Raw genomic sequence first — 21869 nt, 5'->3', positions numbered from 1 at the left:
TATGGGTATCCACTTAGAAAGTAATCTTGCATTATGCTCAATCATCAAACTGTCGTAAACCTGCAAAAACGCCTGATCTTGCTTGCTTTGTTGCTGGTGTGTCAGATCGCCGCGCTGCTCGCACCACTGCGGGCCGGCTGGGCACTGCTCACGAATAACCTTGATCGGGCGCTGGAAATCATCAAGAGCTATGACCTGCTCGGCAATGCCCTGACCAACGGGCGGTACAACGAGCTGATCAGCACCCGGGCTGATCGCGCGCGGGCGCAAAACCGTCGCTGGGGTTGTGTCCTGTGCCGCCTGCTCGAGCAAGTCGACTCGGGGCATTGCGCGCGCGCCGGCAAGCACGGTCCGCCGGTCGCGTAGTACCCGCGAACCATCGTTTCACCCTCTACCAGCCGCCTTTATGCGCGGTTTTTTTACGCCTGAACCTTGCCCTGGCTAAATTCCAAGTTTCTGGAAACCCGGGGATATAGTTCGCGCGCCTTGATGAACCGGAGCCCCGAACCCATGAGAAATTTCCAACGCATTGCGTCCGATATGGACATCACCCCGCTGCTGCTGGCGATCAATACCAAGCCCCGCCTGTGGCGCGAAGACACCTACCTGCGTGACTTCCCGCAAGGGCCTTTCGGCGAGATCGAATCGATCATGCTGCGCTTCCCGGTCAAGTCCGTGCACGACACGCAAGCCGAGTTGGAAAACCACCTCAGTACGTATGACCAGCAAGAAAACGTCGATTATCCTGCATACAAGACTTTGTCCGAGGCTCGTCCGCTGATCATGTGGCTGATGTCGCGCGTTGCCGGCGAGCGGCTTGGGCGATGCATGATCAACAAGATCGCGCCTGGCGGCCGCATTTTCCCGCACGTCGACACCAAGTCGCACACCGACTACTACAGCCGCTTCCACATCGTCCTGCAGTCCAATCCGGACTCGCACTTCCGGGCGGGAACCGAGACGGTGAACATGCCGGCCGGCGATATCTGGTGGTTCGACAACGCCCAGGAACACGAAGTCATCAACGCCGGCACCACCGACCGCATCCACCTGGTTGTCGATATCCGGACGGCGCGATGATCGTCTGCGCCATCGAATCGTTCGAGCAGCAGCTGGAAGAACTTCAGGTCCTGTTGCCTGCGCATTACACGGAGCTGGCCCTGAATCAGGATCAGGTCCCGCTCTCTCCCCGCTACGACGTCTACATCAAGAACGAGCGCGCCGACGCCCTGCTGTTCGTCACGCTGCGCGACGACGGCGATCTGGTGGGCTACTTCATCGGCTTCATCGGCCCCGGCCTGCACTACAGCACCTGCCTGACCTGCACGATGGACATCTTCTATGTGCGCAAGGACAAGCGCAAGGGCACGGCCGGCGTGCGCATGTTCCGTTTCGTCGAGGCCGAGCTGCGGCGCCGTGGCGTGGACCGCTGGTTCATGGGTTCCAAGGTATCGGCCGACGCAAGCGCGCTCTTCCGGCGCATCGGCGCCGAAAAGGTCGAAACATATTATTCAAAGTGGCTAGGGGGTTGAAATGAGGATGTCTCGAACTGAGAAGAAACAGGACGCGCTGCTCGCGGGCGGCGGCCGCTATTGCAGCGTTGCCGCCGCCGTTTTCGGTGGCGCCATCGTGGGTGGCATCGCGTCGAGCTCGGCCTCCGGGAAGGCGAGCAAGGCAGCTGCGAATTCAGCTGCGGCGAGCGCCGAATCGCAGGAGCGGATCGCCAAGGATCAGCTCGACTTTGCGAAGACGCAGGACGCCGACAACAAGATCCGCTTTGCCAAGGCCGACGCGCTGACCGAAAAGGTCACGAACAAGCAGCTCGATTCGATGGACCAGAACATGGCGCTGGCCAAGGACTACGACGAGTACAACAAGGGCACGTTCCGGCCGCTGGAACAGTCGATCGTTTCCGACGCCGAGAAATTCGACACGCCGGAAGAGCAGGAACGCGCCGCCGGCGCCGCGTCGGCATCGGTCAAGCAGAACATCACCCAGGCGACGGAAGCGAACGCACGCGCGCAGGCCCGCATGGGCGTGAACCCGAATTCGGGCCGCGCCACCGTCATGCAGAACGAATCGGCCATTACCGGCGCGCTGGGCGAGGCAAGCGCGGAAAACTCGGCCCGGATGGCGACCAAGACGCTGGGCGCCGCCAAGCGCATGGATGCGGCTAGTCTGGGGCGCAACCTGCCGAGCGCGCAGGCCACCAGCGCCGGATTAGGCATTTCGGCCGGGCAGGCGGCCATTGCCGGCACGGCGCAAACCAACGGCACCGCGATCAGCGGCGCCACCGCCGTTGGTGGGCTGTATGGCCAGGCCGGCGCCCAGTACGGTCACGCTTCGCAGAACTACAGCAACGTGTCCAACGCCGCCAGCAAGGCCGCCGCCGACAGCGCTGCCGCATGGGGCCAGATCGGCGGCATGGGCATGAGCTATTTGCAGAAGCCACCAACGGCGGGCGGCGTACCGAACGCCCAGAACGTCATGCCATCTTCAGGATATTAAGGAAAACATATGTCGGCAATTGCTGGATTTGTAGGAGGCCTGCAACAGGGCTATACGTTCGTCGATGACATGAAGCGCAAGCAGACCGACGACGGCCGCAGGGTCAAGGATGACGCCCGCCGCGAACAGGCGGCGGAGTTTGCGGAAGAATCGCGCGGCCGCACGCGCAAGGGATGGGACAAGGAAGACGAGTACCAGTCGGAAGTGGATGCACTGGACGGCGGCTTTTTCCCGAAGGAGCGCAAGGAGCCGCCGGCGCCCGCGATCGGCATGCAGTCCCCCGCACCTGGCGCGAACGCCCCCGCCGATCCGGCCGTCCAGCAAACGGCCGTGCGCAGCCTGGCCACCGCCGCGCCGGCCGCGCCCGCCATCTCCGCACCGAAGGCGCCGCCGCCGATCGATGGCGCACTGGCAGGCGCGCCGGACGCATCCTCGCCGGTCGCGCCGGTGGCAGCAGGCATGCCCCAGTCCGCGCCCGCTGCCGCTGCGCCGCAGGCAGGCCTGCCGCAGCAGGCAAATCAGATGACCAGCATGGGCGCCTCGATGGACTACCTGATCAAGCGCGCCCAGATCGACATGCGCCACGGGAAAATCGACGGCCCCGGCATCGCCAACCTGTACAAGCTGCGCGCCAGCGCCGCCAAGGAAGGCCTGAACGAAGCCGTCAGCCTGCTCGCGCAGGGCGATAACGAAGGGGCCATGAAGCGCTTCAACGAAACCGGCGACATGAAGGACTGGCATGTACAGTCGTCGGTCGATGGCGTCTTCCGGCATGGCGGCGTCGACATCCCCACCAAGATCGTGACGGTCAAGGCGGCCGACGGCACCACGCGCACCGTGAACACCGCCCAGAACATGGTGCAGAGCCAGCTGATCGACACGATCGTCACGCAGGCGCAGAAGGGCGTCGCCCTGGACGACAGCCGCGCCGATGCCAAGGTCGGGCGCCATATCCAGCAGCAGAACGCCGACACACAGGAAGGCTACCGCCGCGACCAGGCGGACAACATGAAGGAACAGCGCCGCCTGCAGGAGGCAGCGCTGGACGCCAAGACTGTGCCGGCCGCGATCTGGGGCGAGAAGGACGACGCCTTCCTGAAAGAGCACTACTCCGGCAAGGACGAGGTTTCCGGCGCCAAGTCGTTCGACGGCGACGGCATGCAGTTCGCCAAGCAAGTTGCCGTTGCCCGCTCGCGCTCGAATGGCGGCGACGCGGCCACGGCCAGCGCATATGCGCTGGCGGCTGATGCCAACCTGAAGGTGCAGGCGGGCGGCGACGCAGCCAAGCTGCGCCAGTTGCGCAACGAAGCGCTGCAACAGCTGATCAAGGTGGCGCCTGCGCCGCCAGCGGGAGGCACCGAATGGGAGCAGATCAACGCCAACAGCCGCGCGGGCGCCCCCGCCCGGGAAGCGGGTCGCCGCGACGTACTGCTCGAAGAGCTGAAAAAGGCGACGCGCCCGGAAGACATCGCCTCGCTGAAACGCGAACTGGCGAGGCTCGGCCCGACGTCGGCCCCGGCCGGCGTCGTGTCGGGGCCGGTGAAGGCGGCCGCGCGTGCAGCCTCGGCGCCGGCCGCTGCACCAGCAGCGCCGCAGGCATCAACGACCCCGGGGCAGGAAGGCCATATTCAAACCCCTAACGGCGTCGACGTGCGCAACGACGTCACGATCAGGGAGCTGAACAAGTCCCTTGCCAAGCTGGACAAGAACGACGTGCGCAACACGCAGACCCTGATGGCGCTCGGCACCGCATTCAACACCCGCATGCAGCAGCTGCAAGACAACTACGGATCGGGCGCCCACCTGATTGCCAATTAATTTACCACCGCCACCTATGACCACCAAAAAAGCACAGCCGCAATACCTGACCCAACCTGCCGATGGCGAGTCAAACTGGAGCGCGTTCGACCAATTTGTCGCGCCGCAACCCGTGGAAAAGCCCGTGGAAAGTGCCGGCGTCATGCGCACCGGGGGCGACATGCTCATCAAGGGCGCGCAGGGCGTCGTCGGACTCGGGCAGGCCGCCGTCGGGCTGGGCAGCCTGGCGACCGGTGGGCTGGTGGGCAAGGGCGCACGCGCCATCGGCTACGACCCGCAGCAAACCAAGGAATTCCTGGGAGAATTCCTCAGTGACAGCCAGAAGGCGTCGGAAGCAGCCGTGCAGAAGGAAGATACGTTCCTGGGCGCGGTCGGCGCCACGCTGGCCAACCCGCGCGCGCTGGCAGGCAGCATCGTGGAATCGCTGCCTGGCATGATCTCGGGCATGGGTGCGGCCGCAGGCGCCGCGCGCACGATCGGCGCTCGGGCGGCAGCCGCGTACGGTGGCATGGGCACGGAGGCGGGAGCGCTGGCGGCGAAGGCGGCGATCGAGAAGGCGGGCGGAAAGCTGCTGGCGGTGGGCGCCGGTACCGAAGGCGCCCAGACTGCCGGCCAGGTGGCCGACGATGCGCAGGCGGCCGGACGCACCTACAGCGAATACGCGCCGGCGGCAGTGTCGGCAGGCCTGACCACGGCCGCGATCGGATTCGGCGCTGGCAAGCTGGTGGGCGATGCGGCAACCGACTTGGCTACTGGCGCGCGCACGCTGACGGGCAGCAAGGCGGCCAAGGTCGGCAAGGAAATGTTCAGCGAGGGCGTGCTGGAAGAAATGCCGCAGTCCGCGCAGGAACAGTATTTCACCAACGTGGCGATGGGGGAAGAGGACCGCACCAAGGGCGTCTCGCGCGCGGCCGGCATGGGCATGGTAACCGGCGCCGCCATGGGTGGCGGCATGGGCATGCTGCACGGCGACAGCGCGGCGACGCCGGAGCCATTGCCGGCGCCTCCTCCTGTGCCGCTGGCCAATACCGGCCCGCTCTCGCGCGCGGCCAATGCCGCAGCAGCAGCGGCCGCGGCCCAAGCCGCAGCAACTGGACCGGCAGCAGCTGGACCGGCATCACCTGGCGCGCCGGCGGCGCCGGTTCAGTTGCCGGCACTGGCCGATATCGATGCACGCATGAACGAGCTGGTCGCGATCGGGCACGGTTCGCTGGGCGGGCGCACCACCGATGCCGAAGGCAACAAGGTCGAGATCCCGCCGGTGGCCGGGCGCCGCCTGACGCCGGAGGAAACAGCGGAATTTGGTGCGCTCAAGCAGGCGCGCGCCACCCGCGTGGCCATTCCAACCGACCAGCAGGCCGAATTCGATACCCTGGTGGCCGAAGAGCAGGCCGAGCGCAACAAGAAGTTCGAGCCGGCCCTGCAGGCGGCTGCGCAAAACCGTGAACAGGCCGAATCGGACCAGATCAGCGCCATGGAAGCGGCCGACGCCCAGTTGAGCCAGCAAACCGCGCTGGCAGAGCAACAGCGCATCATCGAAGAAACCAACGCCCGGGTAGAGCGCGAGCACATCACCCGCGCCGAAGAAGCGCGCGCCGCCCTGCGAGCGGACGTGCTGGCTGACGAATCGATCCCAGCCGATGGCAAGAAAGCCGCCCTGCGCGCTGCGCTCAAGCGCGAAGGCTACCGCACGCCTGTGTTGACCGACGCCGAGCACAGGGAAATCGACGACGCCACGGCGCCGGTACCGAGCGCGCCAAACGAACTGGTGGACGCGGTCCCGGAGCGCAAGGAAGTCGCACCCGTGTCCGGCGCGCCGAATACACAGGCTGTAGACGAAGCGATCGCGGCCGGCATGCGCCTGAAGGGCGGCCGCGTGCTGCACAAGCTTGGGTCGACCAAGATTTTCCGCCTGAGCACCGCCCAGCGCGCCTATTACGACAAGGCGATCGCGCGCGCTGAACCGCAAAACACGGGGAATGTTCCGGTTTTGCGGGAAAATTCCCCGGAATCCGGGAAAAGTGTCACTGAAAACGGTCAAACTGTTCCGGACGTCGAAACGCAGGAATCGGCCGACGATTCGCTTTATGGGGGCGCAGTGGCATTCGTCCGTTCGACGGGCGACGCCTCGATCCCGAAGTTGCAGCAGCATTTGAAGGTCGGATACAACCGCGCCGCCCGCCTGTTGGAGCGGATGACCGGCGAGGGCATTGTCACGCCCATGACATCGGCCGGCGCGCGCCAGGTCATCCCCGAGGCCGCACCAGGTGCGGAAGCGGCAGCGTTCGACGCGGCCGCTCAGGAAGCGGCGACCAGCGCACGCAACGATCGCCCTGAGCCCACCGAGGCGCAGAAGGAAGCGGGCAATTACAAGGTCGGCCGCGCCAAGCTGCACGGCCTGGGCCTATCGATCGAGAATCCAGAAGGATCGGTCCGCAAGGGCGTCGACAAGGCCGGCAAGCCGTGGGAAACCACGATGAATCACCACTACGGTTACATCCGTGGCACCGTGGGCGCCGACAAAGACCATATCGACGTCTTCGTGGGCAAGAACCTGAACAGCGACAAGGTGTTCGTGGTTGACCAGATCCACCCTGACAGCGGCAAATTCGACGAACACAAGATCATGCTCGGCTTCGACTCGATTGACGAGGCCCGCGCAGCCTACCAGTCGAACTACGACGCGAACTGGACGGGCGGGCGCAACATCACCGAAACCACGCTGGAAGAGTTCAAGGCCTGGCTGGCTGGCGGCAAAACCAAACGCCCATTCGCCCAGCTGCAGGCCGCAGAGGCGGCGCCGGCACCTGGCGAGCAGCTGGACAAGGCGAAGACCGACACCCGCGCCTACATGGACTGGTATCTGACCCAGAACCCCCGCGCCACCGTCCCGATGACCGGAATGACGGGCGGCCGCACTTTCCATTTCGACTCGCCGCCGTTCACCAAGGCCGGCGAAGCGATGGTCGACAACCGCAAAGACCTGATTTTCCAGTACGGCACCATGTGGGCCGAGGCGCAGAAGGCCAGCGCCCCGGCCGGGGCGAAGACGCTCACCAAGCAGGACCTGAACAAGATGACGGTCAACGACATGAGCGACGTGCAGCTGCTGCAAGCGCGCGAGGTGTTCGCCGGCGCCGCCCGGGCGCCGAAGATCGACAAGGAGATCGCCGCGCGCGGTCTGGATGACGCGCCGGCCGCCAAGGTCGACGCCGCGACATTCGACGAGCCAGACGCCCCGGGACAGCTCCCGATGGGCACCTACGGCACCGTAGACACGCCGCTGCGCTTCATTTCCGGCATGTCGGCGCCTGCGGACTTCGCCGCGGCCTTCGCGGCCGACAAGCACGTCGGCATTTCGATCAACGCGCTGTCGCTCAAGTCGATCCCGAAGATCGCCGCCGCCATGGCCGCCAGCAAGGGCGCCTACCTGTTCATCGACTCGGGCGCGTTTTCGGTCTTCATGGCCAACAACCGCGCGAAGGCTGCCAAGGTCGAGCAGTTCGCCGAACTCGAGGAAAAGGGCCTGGACTTCGACGCCATTTTCGATAAATACGAACTGCTGCACCTGGCGATCGGACGCGCCGACGAAACCGGCTACACCGCCGAACGCGTTTTCTTCGTCATGCCCGACATCGTCGGCGACCAGGCCGGCTCGCTCGAATTGGTCAAGCGCTATGCGGACAGCATCAACATGGGCGGGCGCAACATCGTCCCCCTGCAGGGCGGTGAATTGACGCTCAAGCAGGCATATGAAACGATGATGCGCAATCTCGGTCTGGATCCTGCACGGGACATCTCGCCGATCATCGGCATCCCGTCGAAGGCGCGCGCCGTCTCGAACGAGCAGGTACACGACCTGGTGAAAGCTTACGGCGACAAGATCTGGGGCATCCACATCCTGGGCGCCGTGGCCGACAAGACGCTCACGCCGCGCCTTGACGTGCTGCGTAGCGCCGGCTACGACGACGGCAATGTCAGCGCCGACGCCAACCGCCTCCGTTCGCTCATGTGGGGCGGCACGCCGCGTGCCGAAGCGATGCGCGAGCTGCTGCACGGAGGCGGGCTGACCAAGTCGATCCGGGAATCGGCCAAGAACGAGCCAGGCGCGATCGCCAACGGCACCGCGCCGGAACACGTCCAGTCGGGCGTCGACGATCGCGAGCTGGGCCAGATTGTCGCGGAGTTCAACAGCTCGCAAGCCGAAATGATGGTGGGCGACCACCTGGTATCGAACATCTTCCAGCCGCCGGGCAAGCGCGAAGTGGTGCGCCTGAACGACAAAGTCAAGGCCACTGGCAAGCTGTGGGACGGACAGGAAGTGAAGGCCTACCAGAAGGATCTGGCCGAGCGCGAGACGCTGGAAAAGGCGGGCGAGCCGGTTCCGGCTGCACTGGCCAAGTCGCTGGCCGACTTCGAGGCGGCCTACCTGCCGCACGTCGCTCGTCTTGAGGAAGAGGCGAAAGCCGAAATCGCGACGTGGAAGTCGCACGCCCAAGAACAGGGCATGGACGACGAAATCCGCCGCGCCAACGGGCGCAAGATTGTGCTGTCGCTGTTCGACCTGTCCGGCGAATGGTCCAAGCCGTGGGAAGAAGCGGGCTATCAGGTGTACCGCTTCGACATTCAAGACGATCCGCAGGTCGGCGATGTCAACAACTTCTCGTCCGACTTCTTCGGCGACTGGTTCGGCGACTTCGACGGGCTCGACGTGCATGCCATCCTGGCGGCCACGCCGTGCACCGACTTCGCCGTATCTGGCGCGCGCCACTTCGCCGCCAAGGACATGGACGGGCGCACGGTGGCCAGCGTCAAACTGGTGCACCAGACGATGAACACCATCGAGTACTTCAAGCCGGCGGTATGGGCGCTGGAAAACCCGGTCGGGCGTATCGAGAGTCTGGGCGGCCTGCCACCATGGCGCCTGTCGTTCGATCCTAACCACCTGGGCGACTCGTACACCAAAAAGACGCTGCTGTGGGGCCGCTTCAATGCGGACCTGCCGATCGCGCCGGTCGAGCCGACCGAGGGCAGCAAAATGCACAAGCTGTACGGCGGCAAGAGCATGGCCACTAAGAACGCGCGCAGCGTCACGCCTGAAGGTTTCTCGTACGGCTTCTTCATGGCCAACAATGCGCACGACAACCCAGCCATGACGATCGCCAACAAGTATGACCGTCTGGACCGCGCAGCCATCGAGCAGGCGCTGGCCGCCGGCGTGACCGAAGAGCAGATCAATGAAGCGGTCGAAGACTTCTACTACATGGATCTGGACGACGACGCCGCCAACGACGCCCTGCGCGCGCTGGTAGCCGACAAGGCTCCGGAGCCGGAAGCGGTAACAGAGCCGGCCCCGGATCCAGCCCCACCACCGAAGAAAGGCAAGCGCACCCCGAAGGCGGCAGCGCCGGCCCCGGCCACGCTCGTCATCACCAGCCAAGAACCGGCCGCGATCGCGCGGGCCGTGCTCGACTATCTGCCGTCGATCGCCACCTGGGACGACGTCAAGGTGGCCGAGGAAGCGCTGGACCAGCTCGAAAAGGGATACCGCGCCGTCAAGGACCGTGCCGGCGAGGCGCTGGCCAACATGGTGTGGGACAGCGTGCGCATCTTCAAGCTGTTCAACGAAGGCAACGCGTCTTACAAGGATGAAGCCAAGCGCCTCACCCAGACGCTCAAGGACCTGGCTGCTAAGAAGACCACCGTGGAGGCGCCGGCGGCGCCAGTCGCGGCCGCCGACAAGGCGCCCGCAGTTGCGCCCCAGTTCGCCAACAACAAGCTGTTCACCACCGATGCGGTCGAAAAGGCCCGCGCGCGCATGAAAGCCAAGCTCGGCACTCTTAATTCCGGGCTGGATCCCGAGCTGGTCATGGACGGCATCACGATCGCCGGCGCCTACATCGAATCGGGCGTGCGCGCGTTCTCGGCGTTCTCCAAGGCGATGACGGCTGACCTGGGCGAGGCCGTGCGCCCATACCTGCGGAGCTTCTACGAGAGCGTGCGTCACTACCCGGGCCTGGACACGTCCGGCATGACGCCGGCGGCCGAGCTGGACGCCATGGAGCAGGCCGGCACCGCGCCGCACACCCAGCCGTCGAGCTTCAAGAACGCCGCGATCGGCGAAACCGTCAAGGTGGCGCCAAAGGCGAAAAAACAGGCCGACGTGGTGCTGCGCGACGATTGGGGCGTGACCCACATCGACGGCTGGGTCGAGATCGCTGGCGGCAAGAACGAGCAGACCGATTACGGCCTGCGCGACGGGCTCAAGGACGCGTTCCTGAAGGACACCCAAAACTACCTACGCAAGGTATCGGCCGAGTTGCAGGCGCACGGATTCTCGCCATACAGGGACGCCAAGGGGAAACTGGTCAAAACGGTGCGCGTGAACGAATCGGGCACGGCCGGCGCCGGGGACGTCATGCTGACCATGTTCCACCCGGAGAAGCAGCACGGGATCTACCTGCACGTCGGCGATTCGTCGATCCGGGGCATGGTTCCAACCACCAAGTCGGGCATTGCCCTGATGATGCGCGTCGGTAGCCAGGCTGACCAATCGGGCACGAAGGACAAGAATCGCTGGTTGCCAGTCAACCTGTCGGCGGTCGATCTGGCCGAGCTGGCCGCCAAGGCCGTGCACGCGCGCGCTGTTGCGCCCGCACAACTTGCAAATACTGTAACTATCAACGATACTGAAACTACTCCCGCGCAAGCGGAAACGAAGGAGCAAACCAATGATTCCACCCCTACAGCAAGTGCGCCTGCGATCGATTCGCCGGTGGCTGACGGACAACGACCCGCAGGCGCAATCACTCGAGGCGCTGAACAGCCGCGCGAGCGCGCTGGACGAGGCGATGCTGGAAGCGTTCGAGAATCGCGAGGACGAGATCCGATCGCAGATGATGCGCGAGAAGACCTGGGGAACGAGCGAGGGGCTGACGCAGTTTCCGACCGCCCGCCTGTCGCTGTGGCAAGAGGTAACAAGCGAGTTTCTGCCGACTTCCGTCCTGACGTCGGAGGACTGACCCGCGAAGGGTCGTGGCTCGACACGGCCGCACGCAATGTCGACCTAATCGAACTGGCGCTCACCATCGAGCGCGAAAACCGCCCGGCCACCGCTGCCGAGCAGGCCCAGTTGTCCAAGTACGTCGGCTTTGGCGCTTCCGCCATCCGTAACAAGCTGTTTCCGATCCCGCCGTCCTACTCCAAGCAGCAGGATCCTAACCGCCTGATCTGGCCGAACCTGATCAATGAGGCGAGCTGGCGCGGCCTGGCCGAGCGCATGGAGGCGCTGCCGGCCGCATGGCAGCGTTCCGTGCTCCAGTCGTCCCAGTACGCCCACTACACCAGCGAAGGCATCATCCGATCGACGTGGAGCGCGATGCAGCGCCTGGGCTTCACGGGCGGCAAGGTGTTCGAACCCGGCATGGGGATCGGTTCGTTCTCGATGCTGATGCCCGACACCGTGCGCGACACCTCGCGCTATACCGGCGTCGAATTTGACGGCCCGACCGCGCTGATCGCCCGCCTGCTCTCGCCCGAGCAGAACATGCTGCACGACGACTTCATCAAGCGCAAATTCCCGCGCGACTATTTCGACGTGGCCATCGGCAATCCGCCGTTCTCGCAAACCCAGATCTTCGCCGACCCGGACTACGAAAAGCACGGCTTCATGCTGCATGACTTCTTCTTCGCCAAGTCGATCGACCGCGTGCGCCCGGGCGGCCTGCTGGCGTTTGTCACCAGCAAGGGCACCATGGACAAGCAGACCGACAAGGCCCGCAAGTACCTGTCCGCCCGCGCCGACCTGCTGGGCGCGATCCGCTTGCCGTCTACCGCGTTCGAGGACAACGCCGGCACGTCCGTTGTCACCGACGTGATCTTCCTGCGCAAGCGCCACGAGCACGAAGCACCGGCCGGGCAGGCCTGGGCCAACGTGGCCAGCGTCGACACCAAGGACGGCGTGGTGGTCATCAATGAATACTTCGCCAACAATCCGGCGATGGTGCTGGGCCAGAACCGCGTTTCCGGCAATACCGACGACATGGGCCGCCGCATCAACGCGAACGGCCGGGGCGCCGCGCAATACACCGTCGTCTCCTACGACGACACCGCCGCCGATCTGGACGCCAAGTTCGCCGCGGCGATCGAACACCTGCCGGAGAACGCCTATTCGGTACTGGCCCAGACGCGCGAGAGCGTGCAGCGCGAGACGGCCAAGGTCGATTTTGACCCGAGCGTCAAGCGCGAAGGCGTGGTCTACCTGGCCAAGGACGGCGCCATCATGCGTGTCGAGAACGGTGTTGGCCAGCCTTTGGCGGACGGCATGAAAATGACCGAAGCCGACAAGGCGTGGTTCGCCGGTTACATCGGCATCCGCGATCTGGTCAACGAAACGCGCCTGGCGCAGGCAAGCGATGGCAAGTGGGAAGCATCGTTGAAAAAGCTGAACAAGGCCTATGACACATTCCGCGCCGAACACGGCCCGATCAATGATTTCCGCGTGCAGGTGCGCAAGTCGACCGACGAAGAAGGCAATACCGTCGAAACCGAGTCGCGCATCTTCAAGAACCGTCGCCGGTTCCGTGAGGACTACGATTCGGCCATCCTGACCCAGCTCGAAACCATCAACGAAGCGGGCGACATCGTCAAGTCGCCCTTCCTGCTGGGCCGCACCATCGGCAAGCCGGTCACGCGCGACGTGCGCACCATCGGCGACGCCCTGGCCGTGTCCCTGGACGACACCGGGCGCCTGAATCTTGACGACGTGGGACGCCGCATTGGCCTGTCGCGCGACGACACGATCGAAGCGCTGGGCAATCAGGTGTACCAGGCCCCGGCCGGTGACTGGCAGCTCGCCGACGAGTATCTGTCGGGCGACGTGGTCAGCAAGCTCGAAGAGGCCGAACAGGCCGCCCGGGTCGATGACAGCCTGGCGCGCAACGTCGAGGCGCTGAAAGCGGTGCAGCCGGAGAAGCTGGGACCGTCGCAGATCAGCGCAAAGCTGGGCGCGTCGTGGGTCCCGGCAGCGCACGTCAACGCCTTCGCGGCCGAGATCGACGCCGGCGCCGTCACGTTCGACCCGAAAACCGAAACCTGGCAGGTCGACGGCGGCAACCTGCGCAGCGCCCGCCGCGCCGGCGCCGAATATGGCACGGCCGCGCGATCGCCGTCCGAGCTGCTGGAAACGGCCCTGAACAGCCGTTCGCTCAAGGTCACGATGAAGATCGATGGCAAGTCCGTCACCGATCAGGAAGCGACGACGGCCGCCAATGAAATGCTCAAGAAGATCAAGGACAAGTTCAAGGGCTGGATCTGGACCGACTCCGAGCGGGCGTCCGAGCTGGTCGAATCGTACAACAAGCGCTACAACAACATCGCCCCGCGCCGCTTCGACGGCGCCTACCTGACGCTGCCTGGCGTGTCGATGCGCTACACCCTGCACCCGCACCAAAAGAACGGCATCGCGCGCATCATCCAGACCGGCAACACCTACCTGAACCACGCCGTGGGCTCGGGCAAGACCATCGAAATGATTGCGGCCGGCATGGAGCAGAAGCGCCTCGGCCTGATCAACAAGCCGATGTACGTCGTGCCGAACCACATGCTCGAGCAGTTTTCCAATGAGTTCATGGAGCTGTATCCGCTGGCCAACATCATGGTGGCCGACGACGAGAACTTTTCGGCCGAGCGCCGCAAGGCCTTCATCGCCAGCGCCACGCTGAACAACCCGGACGCCGTGATCATCACGCACGACGCGTTCCAGCGCATCGGTGTCAAGGAAGAGTCCGTGGCCCCGATCCGCGACGAGATCCTGGCCGACCTGGAGATCGAGCTGTCGGAGACGGCCAAGGACAATGGCGCGCGCGTGCGCCGCTCCCAGCTCGAACAGCAGATCGAGGCCGTCACGCAGCGCTTTGATCGCATCATCGCGGCCGGCGGCAAGGATTCGACCTTGAAATTCGAGGATATCGGCGTCGACTTCGTGTTCGCCGACGAGGCGCACGTCTTCCGCAAGCTCGACTTCCACACGGCGCAGCAGATCAAGGGCATCGACCCGAACGGATCGAAGCGCGCCCTAGACATGTACGTCAAGACGCGCTGGCTTGAGCAGCAGCGCCCGGGCCGCGCCATGGTCTTCGCCTCCGGCACGCCCGTCACCAACACCATGGGCGAGCTGTACACCATCATGCGATTCTTCGCGCCAGAAGAAATGAACCGGGCCGGCATCGCCACGTTCGACGCGTGGGCGCGCCAGTTCGGTGAAGTCGCTCCGGCGCTGGAACCGAATGCGGCCGGCAAATACGAGCTGATCGAGCGCTTTGCCAAGTTCGACAACGTGCCCGAGCTGATGAGCCGCGTGCGCCAGTTCATGGACGTTTTGACGTCCGAGCACCTGGGCGCGCTGGTCAAACGCCCGGACCTGATCGGCGGCAAGCCGAACTTGAACATCGTGCCGGCCGGTCCAGCGCTCGACCTGTACATGAAAACCGTGCTGGGGCCCCGCATCGAGAAGTCGAAGAAATGGAAGCCGACGAAGGATGAGCCGAACAACCCGGATCCGATCGTCTCCATCATCACCGATGGCCGCTTCGCCGCGATCGATCCGCGCTTCTTCGGCGGCGCGCTGGGCGAAGAGGGCAGCATCATTACCGAAATGGGCGACAAGGTGGTCACGGCATACCATGCCGGCAAGCATAACGTCTATCAGGACAAGAACGGCAAGGACGAGCCGATCAAGGGCAGCACTCAGGTTGTTTTCTACAACATGGGCTTCGGCGAGCAGTCGCAGAAGAACCGTGGCTTCAACTCCCGCGCCGCCTTCACCAAGCGCCTGACCGACGGCGGGATCCCGCGCGACCAGATCGCGTGGTTTGACGACGCCAACACCGACGCAAAAAAAGAAGCCGTGTTCAAGGACATGCGCTCCGGGAAACTGCGCGTGCTGATTGGCTCGGCCAAGAAGATGGGCACGGGCGTGAACGTGCAAAAGCGCCTTGCGGTGCTGCATTATCAGGATCCGCCATGGTTCCCGGCCGACGTCGAGCAGCCGCACGGCCGCATCATTCGCCAGGGCAACCAGAATGCGGAAGTGGCCATCGAGTGGTACACGACCAAGGGCACCTATCAGTCGACCATGTGGCAGATGGTGGGCCGTAAGCAGCGCTTCATCGACCAGGCGTTCTCGGGCGACAAGACGCTTCGCAGCATGGAAGACATGGGCGAGGCGTCGTTGTTCGAACAGGCGGCCGCCGTAGCGTCGGGCGACCCGCGCGCAATCCAGTTGGCCGGCCTAAAGCAGGAAGTGGAGCGCTTCGAGCGCCTGCAGGCGGCGCACGCCAGCGAACAGATCAACGTGCGCTCGGCCCTGCGCAGTGCCGACTGGCAGGTGGAAAGTTCCACCAAGCGCATCAACAGCTTCGGCGCCGCCTTCAAGGCGATCGGCGAGCGCTTCTATGCGTTCACCACCGGCAAAGTCGGCAATGCAGTCTTCGACAAGGTGGGCGAGTTCGGCCAGGCCGTCAAGGACGCCTTCAACAAGGTGGCCGCCGACTCCGTCATGGGCACGCCGGCGCGCGAACTGGCGATCGGCACGCTGGGCGAGGACCTGACGCTGACGGTGGACGCCGAATCGGCGTTCAAGAAGCCAACCGGCGAATTCACCCTGTACGTCAACGTCGGCGACCTGGCGCTGTCGGTATCGACCACCACCGCCATGGGCGAAAGTGTCGACGCCGTCGGGCTGGGCCGGCGCATCGTCAACCAGGTCAACAGCATCAGCGCGGACCTGAACCGCGCCAAGGCCGAACTGACCAGCGGCCAGAACGACCTTGTCCGCCTGCGCAAGAAGGTGGGGGCACCGTTCGAATACCAGCAGGAAATGGCCGAGAAATACGGCGACCTGAAGCGCCTCGAGGAAGAATTGCGCATGGAGGGCATCGCTGCCCCGGCTGTGCCGATCGTCATCAATGAGGACGGATCGACCGCCGAAGAGGCCGGACCCGCTCCGGACGCTCCGGACGCACCGGCATTCAGCCGTACCCGTATTGATTCGGATGACCCGCTGGTGGGGATTTTCTCGCAGATTGCCCAGGACGACGACGCGTTCCGCATGCCAGGCAGCGACACCAAAAGCCTGGCCGGGATCCTCGCCGACATGGCGCCAGGCGCGACGGTGGACGACAGCCTTGACGCGCCGGACGGCGACGGCCCGGGCGCAGCCGCCGACCGCGTGTGGATGATCGACGCCAACGATGGCCGCGCGTTCGTGTTCCGCGACTCGAAGAAAAAGCAGATGTGGCTCGATATCTCGAACTGGAAAGAGGGCCGCATGGGCGCGCGCATCTACCAGGCGGTGGCCACGTTCGCCCACAACACCGGCTACACCTTCATCGGCGATCCATCCGGGCTATCCGATAAGGCGTTGTATCGCCGCACAGAACAGATGATCTCGTCAGCGCTGCGCCACGGCACTACCGCGCACCTGGCGCCCCACGCGCTACAAACGGAAGCGGTATCTACCATGGCCGGGCAGGACCTGCGCCCGATCAAGTGGCAGGCGGGCGAGCATGCGTCGAACTTGCGTGAAATGCTGGTTTCGTCCTACACTAACATCCTGCAAGTTTTCCCAGAGATCAATGATGTTACCTACAACTTCGGCCGCGGCCGCTTCGAGCGCACCACACCCGTTCGCGCACCTGCCGGCGATGTACGGGCTGACGGATCCGCTGCGGGACAACAAGCTGATGGCCAAGGGGCTGGATCCGGCGACGCTCGAAGCGTTGACGGACGAAGCGCTGATGGCCACGATGAAGCAGCAGGGGACGTCGGCCCAGTGGATGCAGTTGCTTTCACAGACGCGAATTTCGCAGCTGCTGCAAAATCGGTTCGCGCAGCTTTCGACGTACTCTTTCCATCCGGCCGAGGAGCGTTTACGCCTCCGCTTGGCATGTCTGATCTTAAGAGAGCGGTACTTGTCGGTACCGTACTACGCGGAGAAGGACGCGCGGACGGGCGAGCCGTTCTGGATCACGTTTCAGACCGGCTGCTACAACGAGTAAGCCCCCAGCTTACCCGGCTGCTTTACAGCCGTGACGCGGAATTCTTCCGTAACGACGGCAATTTCCCTTCCATTCCCGCTGGCGACGACGCCGGCACCGCCGCGCCTGTCGAACTGACCGGCGCCGAGCTGCTGGCCGCCCGCAAGGCTACCGAACAGCTCAACCGCGAACTGGTCAAGGTCGGGATCGAGCCGGTGCGCGCGCTGCGGGCCGCTCCGAACGCCCAGTTCGCCCTGGCGCGCCGAATTGGCGAAACCATGGGCATCAAGGTCAATTTCGTCAGTAAGAACGCCGAGTTCGAGGGCGTGGCCTACAACGGAATTGCCTATTTGGCCGAAGGCATGCGCAACGCCGAGCTGGCGATCGCTGGCCACGAGACGCTGCACGCGCTCGAACAGAGCAATCCGGAGCTGGGCACCAAACTGCGCACGCAGATCCGCGCCTACCTGAAGAATGGGGTGGTGGAAGACCGCCAGGCGCGCGAATATGCGGCAAACGGCTTGCAGGACGTGTCGACCGAGACGGCCGAAGCGGAAGTGATCGCCGATATCAACGGCGCGATGTGGATGGATCCGGTGTTCTGGCGCGACCTGGCCAAGGTGGACCGTTCGCTGTTCCGTACCGTCGCCTACAAGTTCATGGAGCTGGCCACGTCGGCCATTACCAGCATGCGCGGTTCGCGCTTTGACGTGTCCGCCCTGGTGCGCGACGTGGAGGCGGTGCGGGCGATCATGGTGGCCACCTGGGCCGAGAACAACGGCCAGCGCGACGCGGCAGTTGCCGTGCAGCGCAGCATGGCCGATTCGTCAGTCGCTTTGCCGCGCGGCGAGTGGCTTGCGAACGAGGCGGTAGCCAAAGAAGTCAACGACCGCATCGGCCAGTTTGCGCACAAGCCCTCGGTCGAGGTCCACGACAGCGCTTTCGGGGTGCTCCCGGGTGTCGCATTTGATGAGCGGGTGTCCGGGGCTGTCTACGAAGGGAAGATCTACCTCTTCCGCGACGCGCTTTCCGACCTGCGGGAGGTCCAGCGTACCCTGTTCCACGAACTTCTCCATTACGGACTCCAACGCTATTTGCCGAAAGAGCAGTATATCACCCGCATGAAAGCGCTCTACCAGCGGGACGGTTACTTCCGCTCGGAGGCGGATCGCTGGGCCAAGGGCGAGCAAGGGCAGTTGGCGGCCTCCTATGGCGGTCAGGACTACGCGATCGCGCGCGGCGTCGACGAAGCGCTGGCGCAGCTGGCCGAGCCGAACGCAGGCGAGTACCTGAAAAACGGGCTACGCGACCGGGCCGAACGCGCCGTCCAGCGCTGGCTGGCCAGCCTGGCGCAGTTCTTTGGCATGACCGAGACGGCCGCCTACTGGCGCAGCATCAAGAACGAAGAGGCGCGCACCCTGATTCAACAGATGTTCAAGCGCCTCAAGAGCGACCTGCCGCCGGCCGATCCATGGGCCGGTGGCAGCGCCGCCGAGCGCCGCTCCGGTGCGCGTTCGAGCACGACCACGCCGGCCGGGGCTCCGGCATTTAGCCGGGCCAGCCTCGGTGATGCGCTGGCCAACGCGGCCGGCAGCATTGCCGACGTGCGCCTGCCGGCCGACTACCGAATCGGCGACCTGTTCAACGCATCGGGCAAGGTCAGCTGGTGGCACAAGTCGATAGGCACGATGGACAACCTGGCCAAGCGCGCCCCCGCGTTCGGCCGGGTCTACGAAGCGGTGCAAAGCTTTCTGGGCGACGTCTCCCGCTTCGCGGTGGTATCGGCCGACATGGCGCCGACCCTGCTGCCGAAACTGGAAAACATCGCCGACATCATCGGCAAGAACCGCAAAAAGGCCCTGACGGCCGGCGACACCAAGGCGATCGGCGCGCCGATCTTCGAGGGCACCCTGTCGTGGGCGCGCGACGCCAACGGCAAGCCGGTCAAGATGGCCGAGCTCGAAGAGCAGGCGGCGGGCCTGACCACGGCCCAGCGCGCGCAGATCCTGCTGCAAAAGGGGATCATCGACGACGCCCAGAACGCCGCATGGCTGGCCAATCCGCTAGGCATGTACGAGCGGATCATCAACGGCAAATTTGAGGAAACCCAGCTCAAGGCCGGCGTGGTCTGGACCGACGCCGAGCTGCGCGACATGTTCAGCCTGAACGATGGCCAGATCGCGCTGTACCACGAGTTCCGCGCCGCGCTCGACAAGAGCCTGACCAACCTGACCATCTCGGAAATGGTCAAGTTGGGCGGCAAGGACGCCAAGGGCATGATCGAGCAGGCGGTGGCGGCGCCGAACCTGAACGCCGCGGCCGACCTGCTGCGCGACCACTTCATGGCGCTGGCCGAGATGCACCCGGAGCGGGCCGACATGTACCTTGATACCGCCAAGCAGATCCTCAACCTGGCGGACAAGGGCACCGACCTGATGGACCGTGGCTACGCGCCGCTGTCGCGCTTCGGCAAGTACACGGTGTACGTGCAGGAGAGGAACGACCAGGGCGAATTCGAGCAGGTCTATTTCGGCATGTTCGAGACGCAGTACGAAGCGTCGAAAATGGCGCGCGACATGGCCGCCGAGCATCCGCAGGCATCGGTGTCGCACGGCACGATCTCGGCCGACGCCTACAAGCTGTTCGCCGGCGTCTCCCCCGAGACGATCGAGCTGTTCGGCTCCATGGTCGGGCTCGACAGCCAGGCCGACGCCCAGAGCACCGAGGTGTATCAGACCTACCTGAAGCTGGCGAAGAACAATCGCAGCTCCATGAAGCGCATGATCCACCGCAAGGGCATCGCCGGTTTCTCGGAAGACGCCGGCCGCGTGCTGGCCGGATTCATCTATAGCAACGCCCGCCTGACGGCTGGCAATGCGCACCTGGGCGAGATCGACGAGGCCGTGACTGAGATCCCGAAACAGCAGGGCGAGCTGACCGACGCGGCGATGCAGCTGCGCGAGCACATCCGCAACCCGGAGCCCGGCACCCAGCTGGGCGGCCTGATGTTCGCCCAGTTCCTGGGCGGCTCGGTCGCGTCGGCCATGGTCAACCTGACCCAGCCGTTCACAATGACGCTGCCTTACCTGTCGCAGTGGGGCGGGATCGGCAAGGCCGGCAAGCGCATGACGGCGGCCGTGCGCGACGCCCTCAAGGACACCACCGGCGACGCCGGCCTCGATGCTGCGCTCAAGTGGGCCGCCGACGAGGGGATCGTTGCTCCGCAAGAGGTGCACTACCTGCAGGCGCAGGCGCAGGGCAAGGGTGCACTGCGCGCCGGCGACGGGACCAAGGCCGGCAACGCCCGGGCGCATGTCAACAACGCGATGGCCAAGATATCGCTGGGCTGGGGCAAGCTGTTTGCCATGGCCGAGCTGTCCAACCGTCGCATCACCTTCATTGCGGCCTATCGCACGGCCGTCGAGGAAGGGTTGCCGAACCCGGCGCGCTTCGCCGAACAGTCGGTGTCGCAAACGCAGGGCACCTACAATTCGGGCAACAAGCCGAAGTGGGCGCGCAGCGCGATCGGCGGCCTGCTGCTCACGTTCAAGCAGTTCTCGATCAGCTACCTTGAGCTGCTGTCGCGCATGGCGTTTGCCGGTGAAAAGGGCTCGAAAGAACGTGCGGCCGGACGCCGCGCGGCGCTGTACATGATCGCTGTGCTGTTCCTGATGGGCGGCGCCGACGGCCTGCCGTTCGCGCAGGATCTGGAAGATGCCATCGACGGGTTGTTGCAACGCCTGGGCTTCAATTTCTCGACCAAGCGCAGCAAGCAGGCCTTCCTAACCGACGTGCTGGGCCGGGGCGGCGCCGACTTTGCCTTGAAAGGGATTTCGAGCCTGCCGGGCATGCCGGTCGACGTCTCCGGCCGCTTCGGCATGGGCAACCTGATTCCCGGTACCGGCTTGATGACGAAGAAGGATTCGTACGCCCGCGACCTGGGCGAGCTGGCCGGCCCGGCCGGCGACCTGGCCAAGCGCGCGTTCACCGGCGCCGGTAAGGCGCTTGGCGGCGATCTAGCCGGCGCCGCGCTGGACCTGTCGCCGGTGGCGGTGCGCAACGTGGCCAAGGGCGTCGACATGCTCGACTCCGGCGCTTACCGGGACGCCCGCGGCTACATCGTCAACAACACCACGCCGACGGAAGCGATGATGAAAATGATCGGCTTCCAGCCCAACAGCACGGCCGACGTGCAGGACCAGAAGGGCCAGGCACTGGGCATGATCGCCCAGAACCGGATGCGCTCGGTGGAGATCGCCGAGCACTGGGCGCAAGGGCTGGCCACAGGCAACGCCGGCATGGTGCAGGAAGCGCGCGACATGCGGGCCGACTGGAACGAGAAGAATCCAGAAACGCCGATCAGGGTCAACCTGCCGGCGATCATCCGGCGGGTACGAGCGATGAAGCAGGACGCCATCGTCCGGACCCAGAAGACCGCCCCGGCCGCGCTGAAGCAGTCGGTGCGCGCCGAGCTGGCCGAAACGCGGGAATAACCGTCCGCCCATG

At 64.9% G+C, this 21869-nt stretch carries 6 protein-coding genes; all 6 read left to right on the top strand.

Going from position 1 to position 21869, the window contains the following annotated elements; all coding sequences use genetic code 11:
* Positions 1–33: 33 nt before the first annotated feature.
* The 6 genes from ACP7BV_RS20230 to ACP7BV_RS20205 all read left to right on the top strand — a co-directional run bounded on the left by ACP7BV_RS20230 (position 34) and on the right by ACP7BV_RS20205 (position 21856).
* Positions 34–366: a hypothetical protein gene (locus tag ACP7BV_RS20230; RefSeq protein ID WP_426106348.1), complete on the top strand. Its 333-nt coding sequence runs from the start codon at positions 34–36 to the stop codon at positions 364–366.
* A 144-nt stretch (positions 367–510) separates the two neighbouring features.
* Positions 511–1080 (top strand): aspartyl/asparaginyl beta-hydroxylase domain-containing protein, encoded by a 570-nt coding sequence (locus ACP7BV_RS20225; protein ID WP_426106347.1) that lies wholly within the window; start codon positions 511–513, stop codon positions 1078–1080.
* Positions 1077–1532, top strand: a complete 456-nt coding sequence (locus tag ACP7BV_RS20220) for a GNAT family N-acetyltransferase (RefSeq protein WP_426106346.1) — start codon at positions 1077–1079, stop codon at positions 1530–1532. Before ACP7BV_RS20225 ends, ACP7BV_RS20220 begins: the two co-directional genes overlap by 4 nt.
* A gap of 7 nt (positions 1533–1539) precedes the next feature.
* Entirely contained in the window at positions 1540–2508 is a 969-nt protein-coding gene (locus ACP7BV_RS20215) for a hypothetical protein (RefSeq protein WP_426106344.1), read from the top strand.
* 9 nt (positions 2509–2517) lie between these two features.
* Entirely contained in the window at positions 2518–4326 is a 1809-nt protein-coding gene (locus ACP7BV_RS20210) for a hypothetical protein (protein ID WP_426106343.1), read from the top strand.
* A 16-nt stretch (positions 4327–4342) separates the two neighbouring features.
* Positions 4343–21856: a PLxRFG domain-containing protein gene (locus tag ACP7BV_RS20205; RefSeq protein WP_426106341.1), complete on the top strand. Its 17514-nt coding sequence runs from the start codon at positions 4343–4345 to the stop codon at positions 21854–21856.
* Positions 21857–21869 lie beyond the last annotated feature (13 nt).

The sequence above is a fragment of the Massilia sp. TSP1-1-2 genome (genome assembly GCF_049896185.1).
Classification (GTDB): domain Bacteria; phylum Pseudomonadota; class Gammaproteobacteria; order Burkholderiales; family Burkholderiaceae_D; genus Telluria_A.
This window is presented reverse-complemented; position numbering and strand designations above follow the sequence as displayed.

Excerpts from the sequence above, each read along its gene's own strand:
- ACP7BV_RS20220 (WP_426106346.1), top strand. The coding sequence starts at position 1,077 with ATGATCGTCTGCGCCATCGAATCGTTCGAGCAGCAGCTGGAAGAACTT.
- ACP7BV_RS20230 (WP_426106348.1), top strand. The coding sequence starts at position 34 with ATGCTCAATCATCAAACTGTCGTAAACCTGCAAAAACGCCTGATCTTG.
- ACP7BV_RS20225 (WP_426106347.1), top strand. The coding sequence starts at position 511 with ATGAGAAATTTCCAACGCATTGCGTCCGATATGGACATCACCCCGCTG.
- ACP7BV_RS20205 (WP_426106341.1), top strand. The coding sequence starts at position 4,343 with ATGACCACCAAAAAAGCACAGCCGCAATACCTGACCCAACCTGCCGAT.
- ACP7BV_RS20210 (WP_426106343.1), top strand. The coding sequence starts at position 2,518 with ATGTCGGCAATTGCTGGATTTGTAGGAGGCCTGCAACAGGGCTATACG.
- ACP7BV_RS20215 (WP_426106344.1), top strand. The coding sequence starts at position 1,540 with ATGTCTCGAACTGAGAAGAAACAGGACGCGCTGCTCGCGGGCGGCGGC.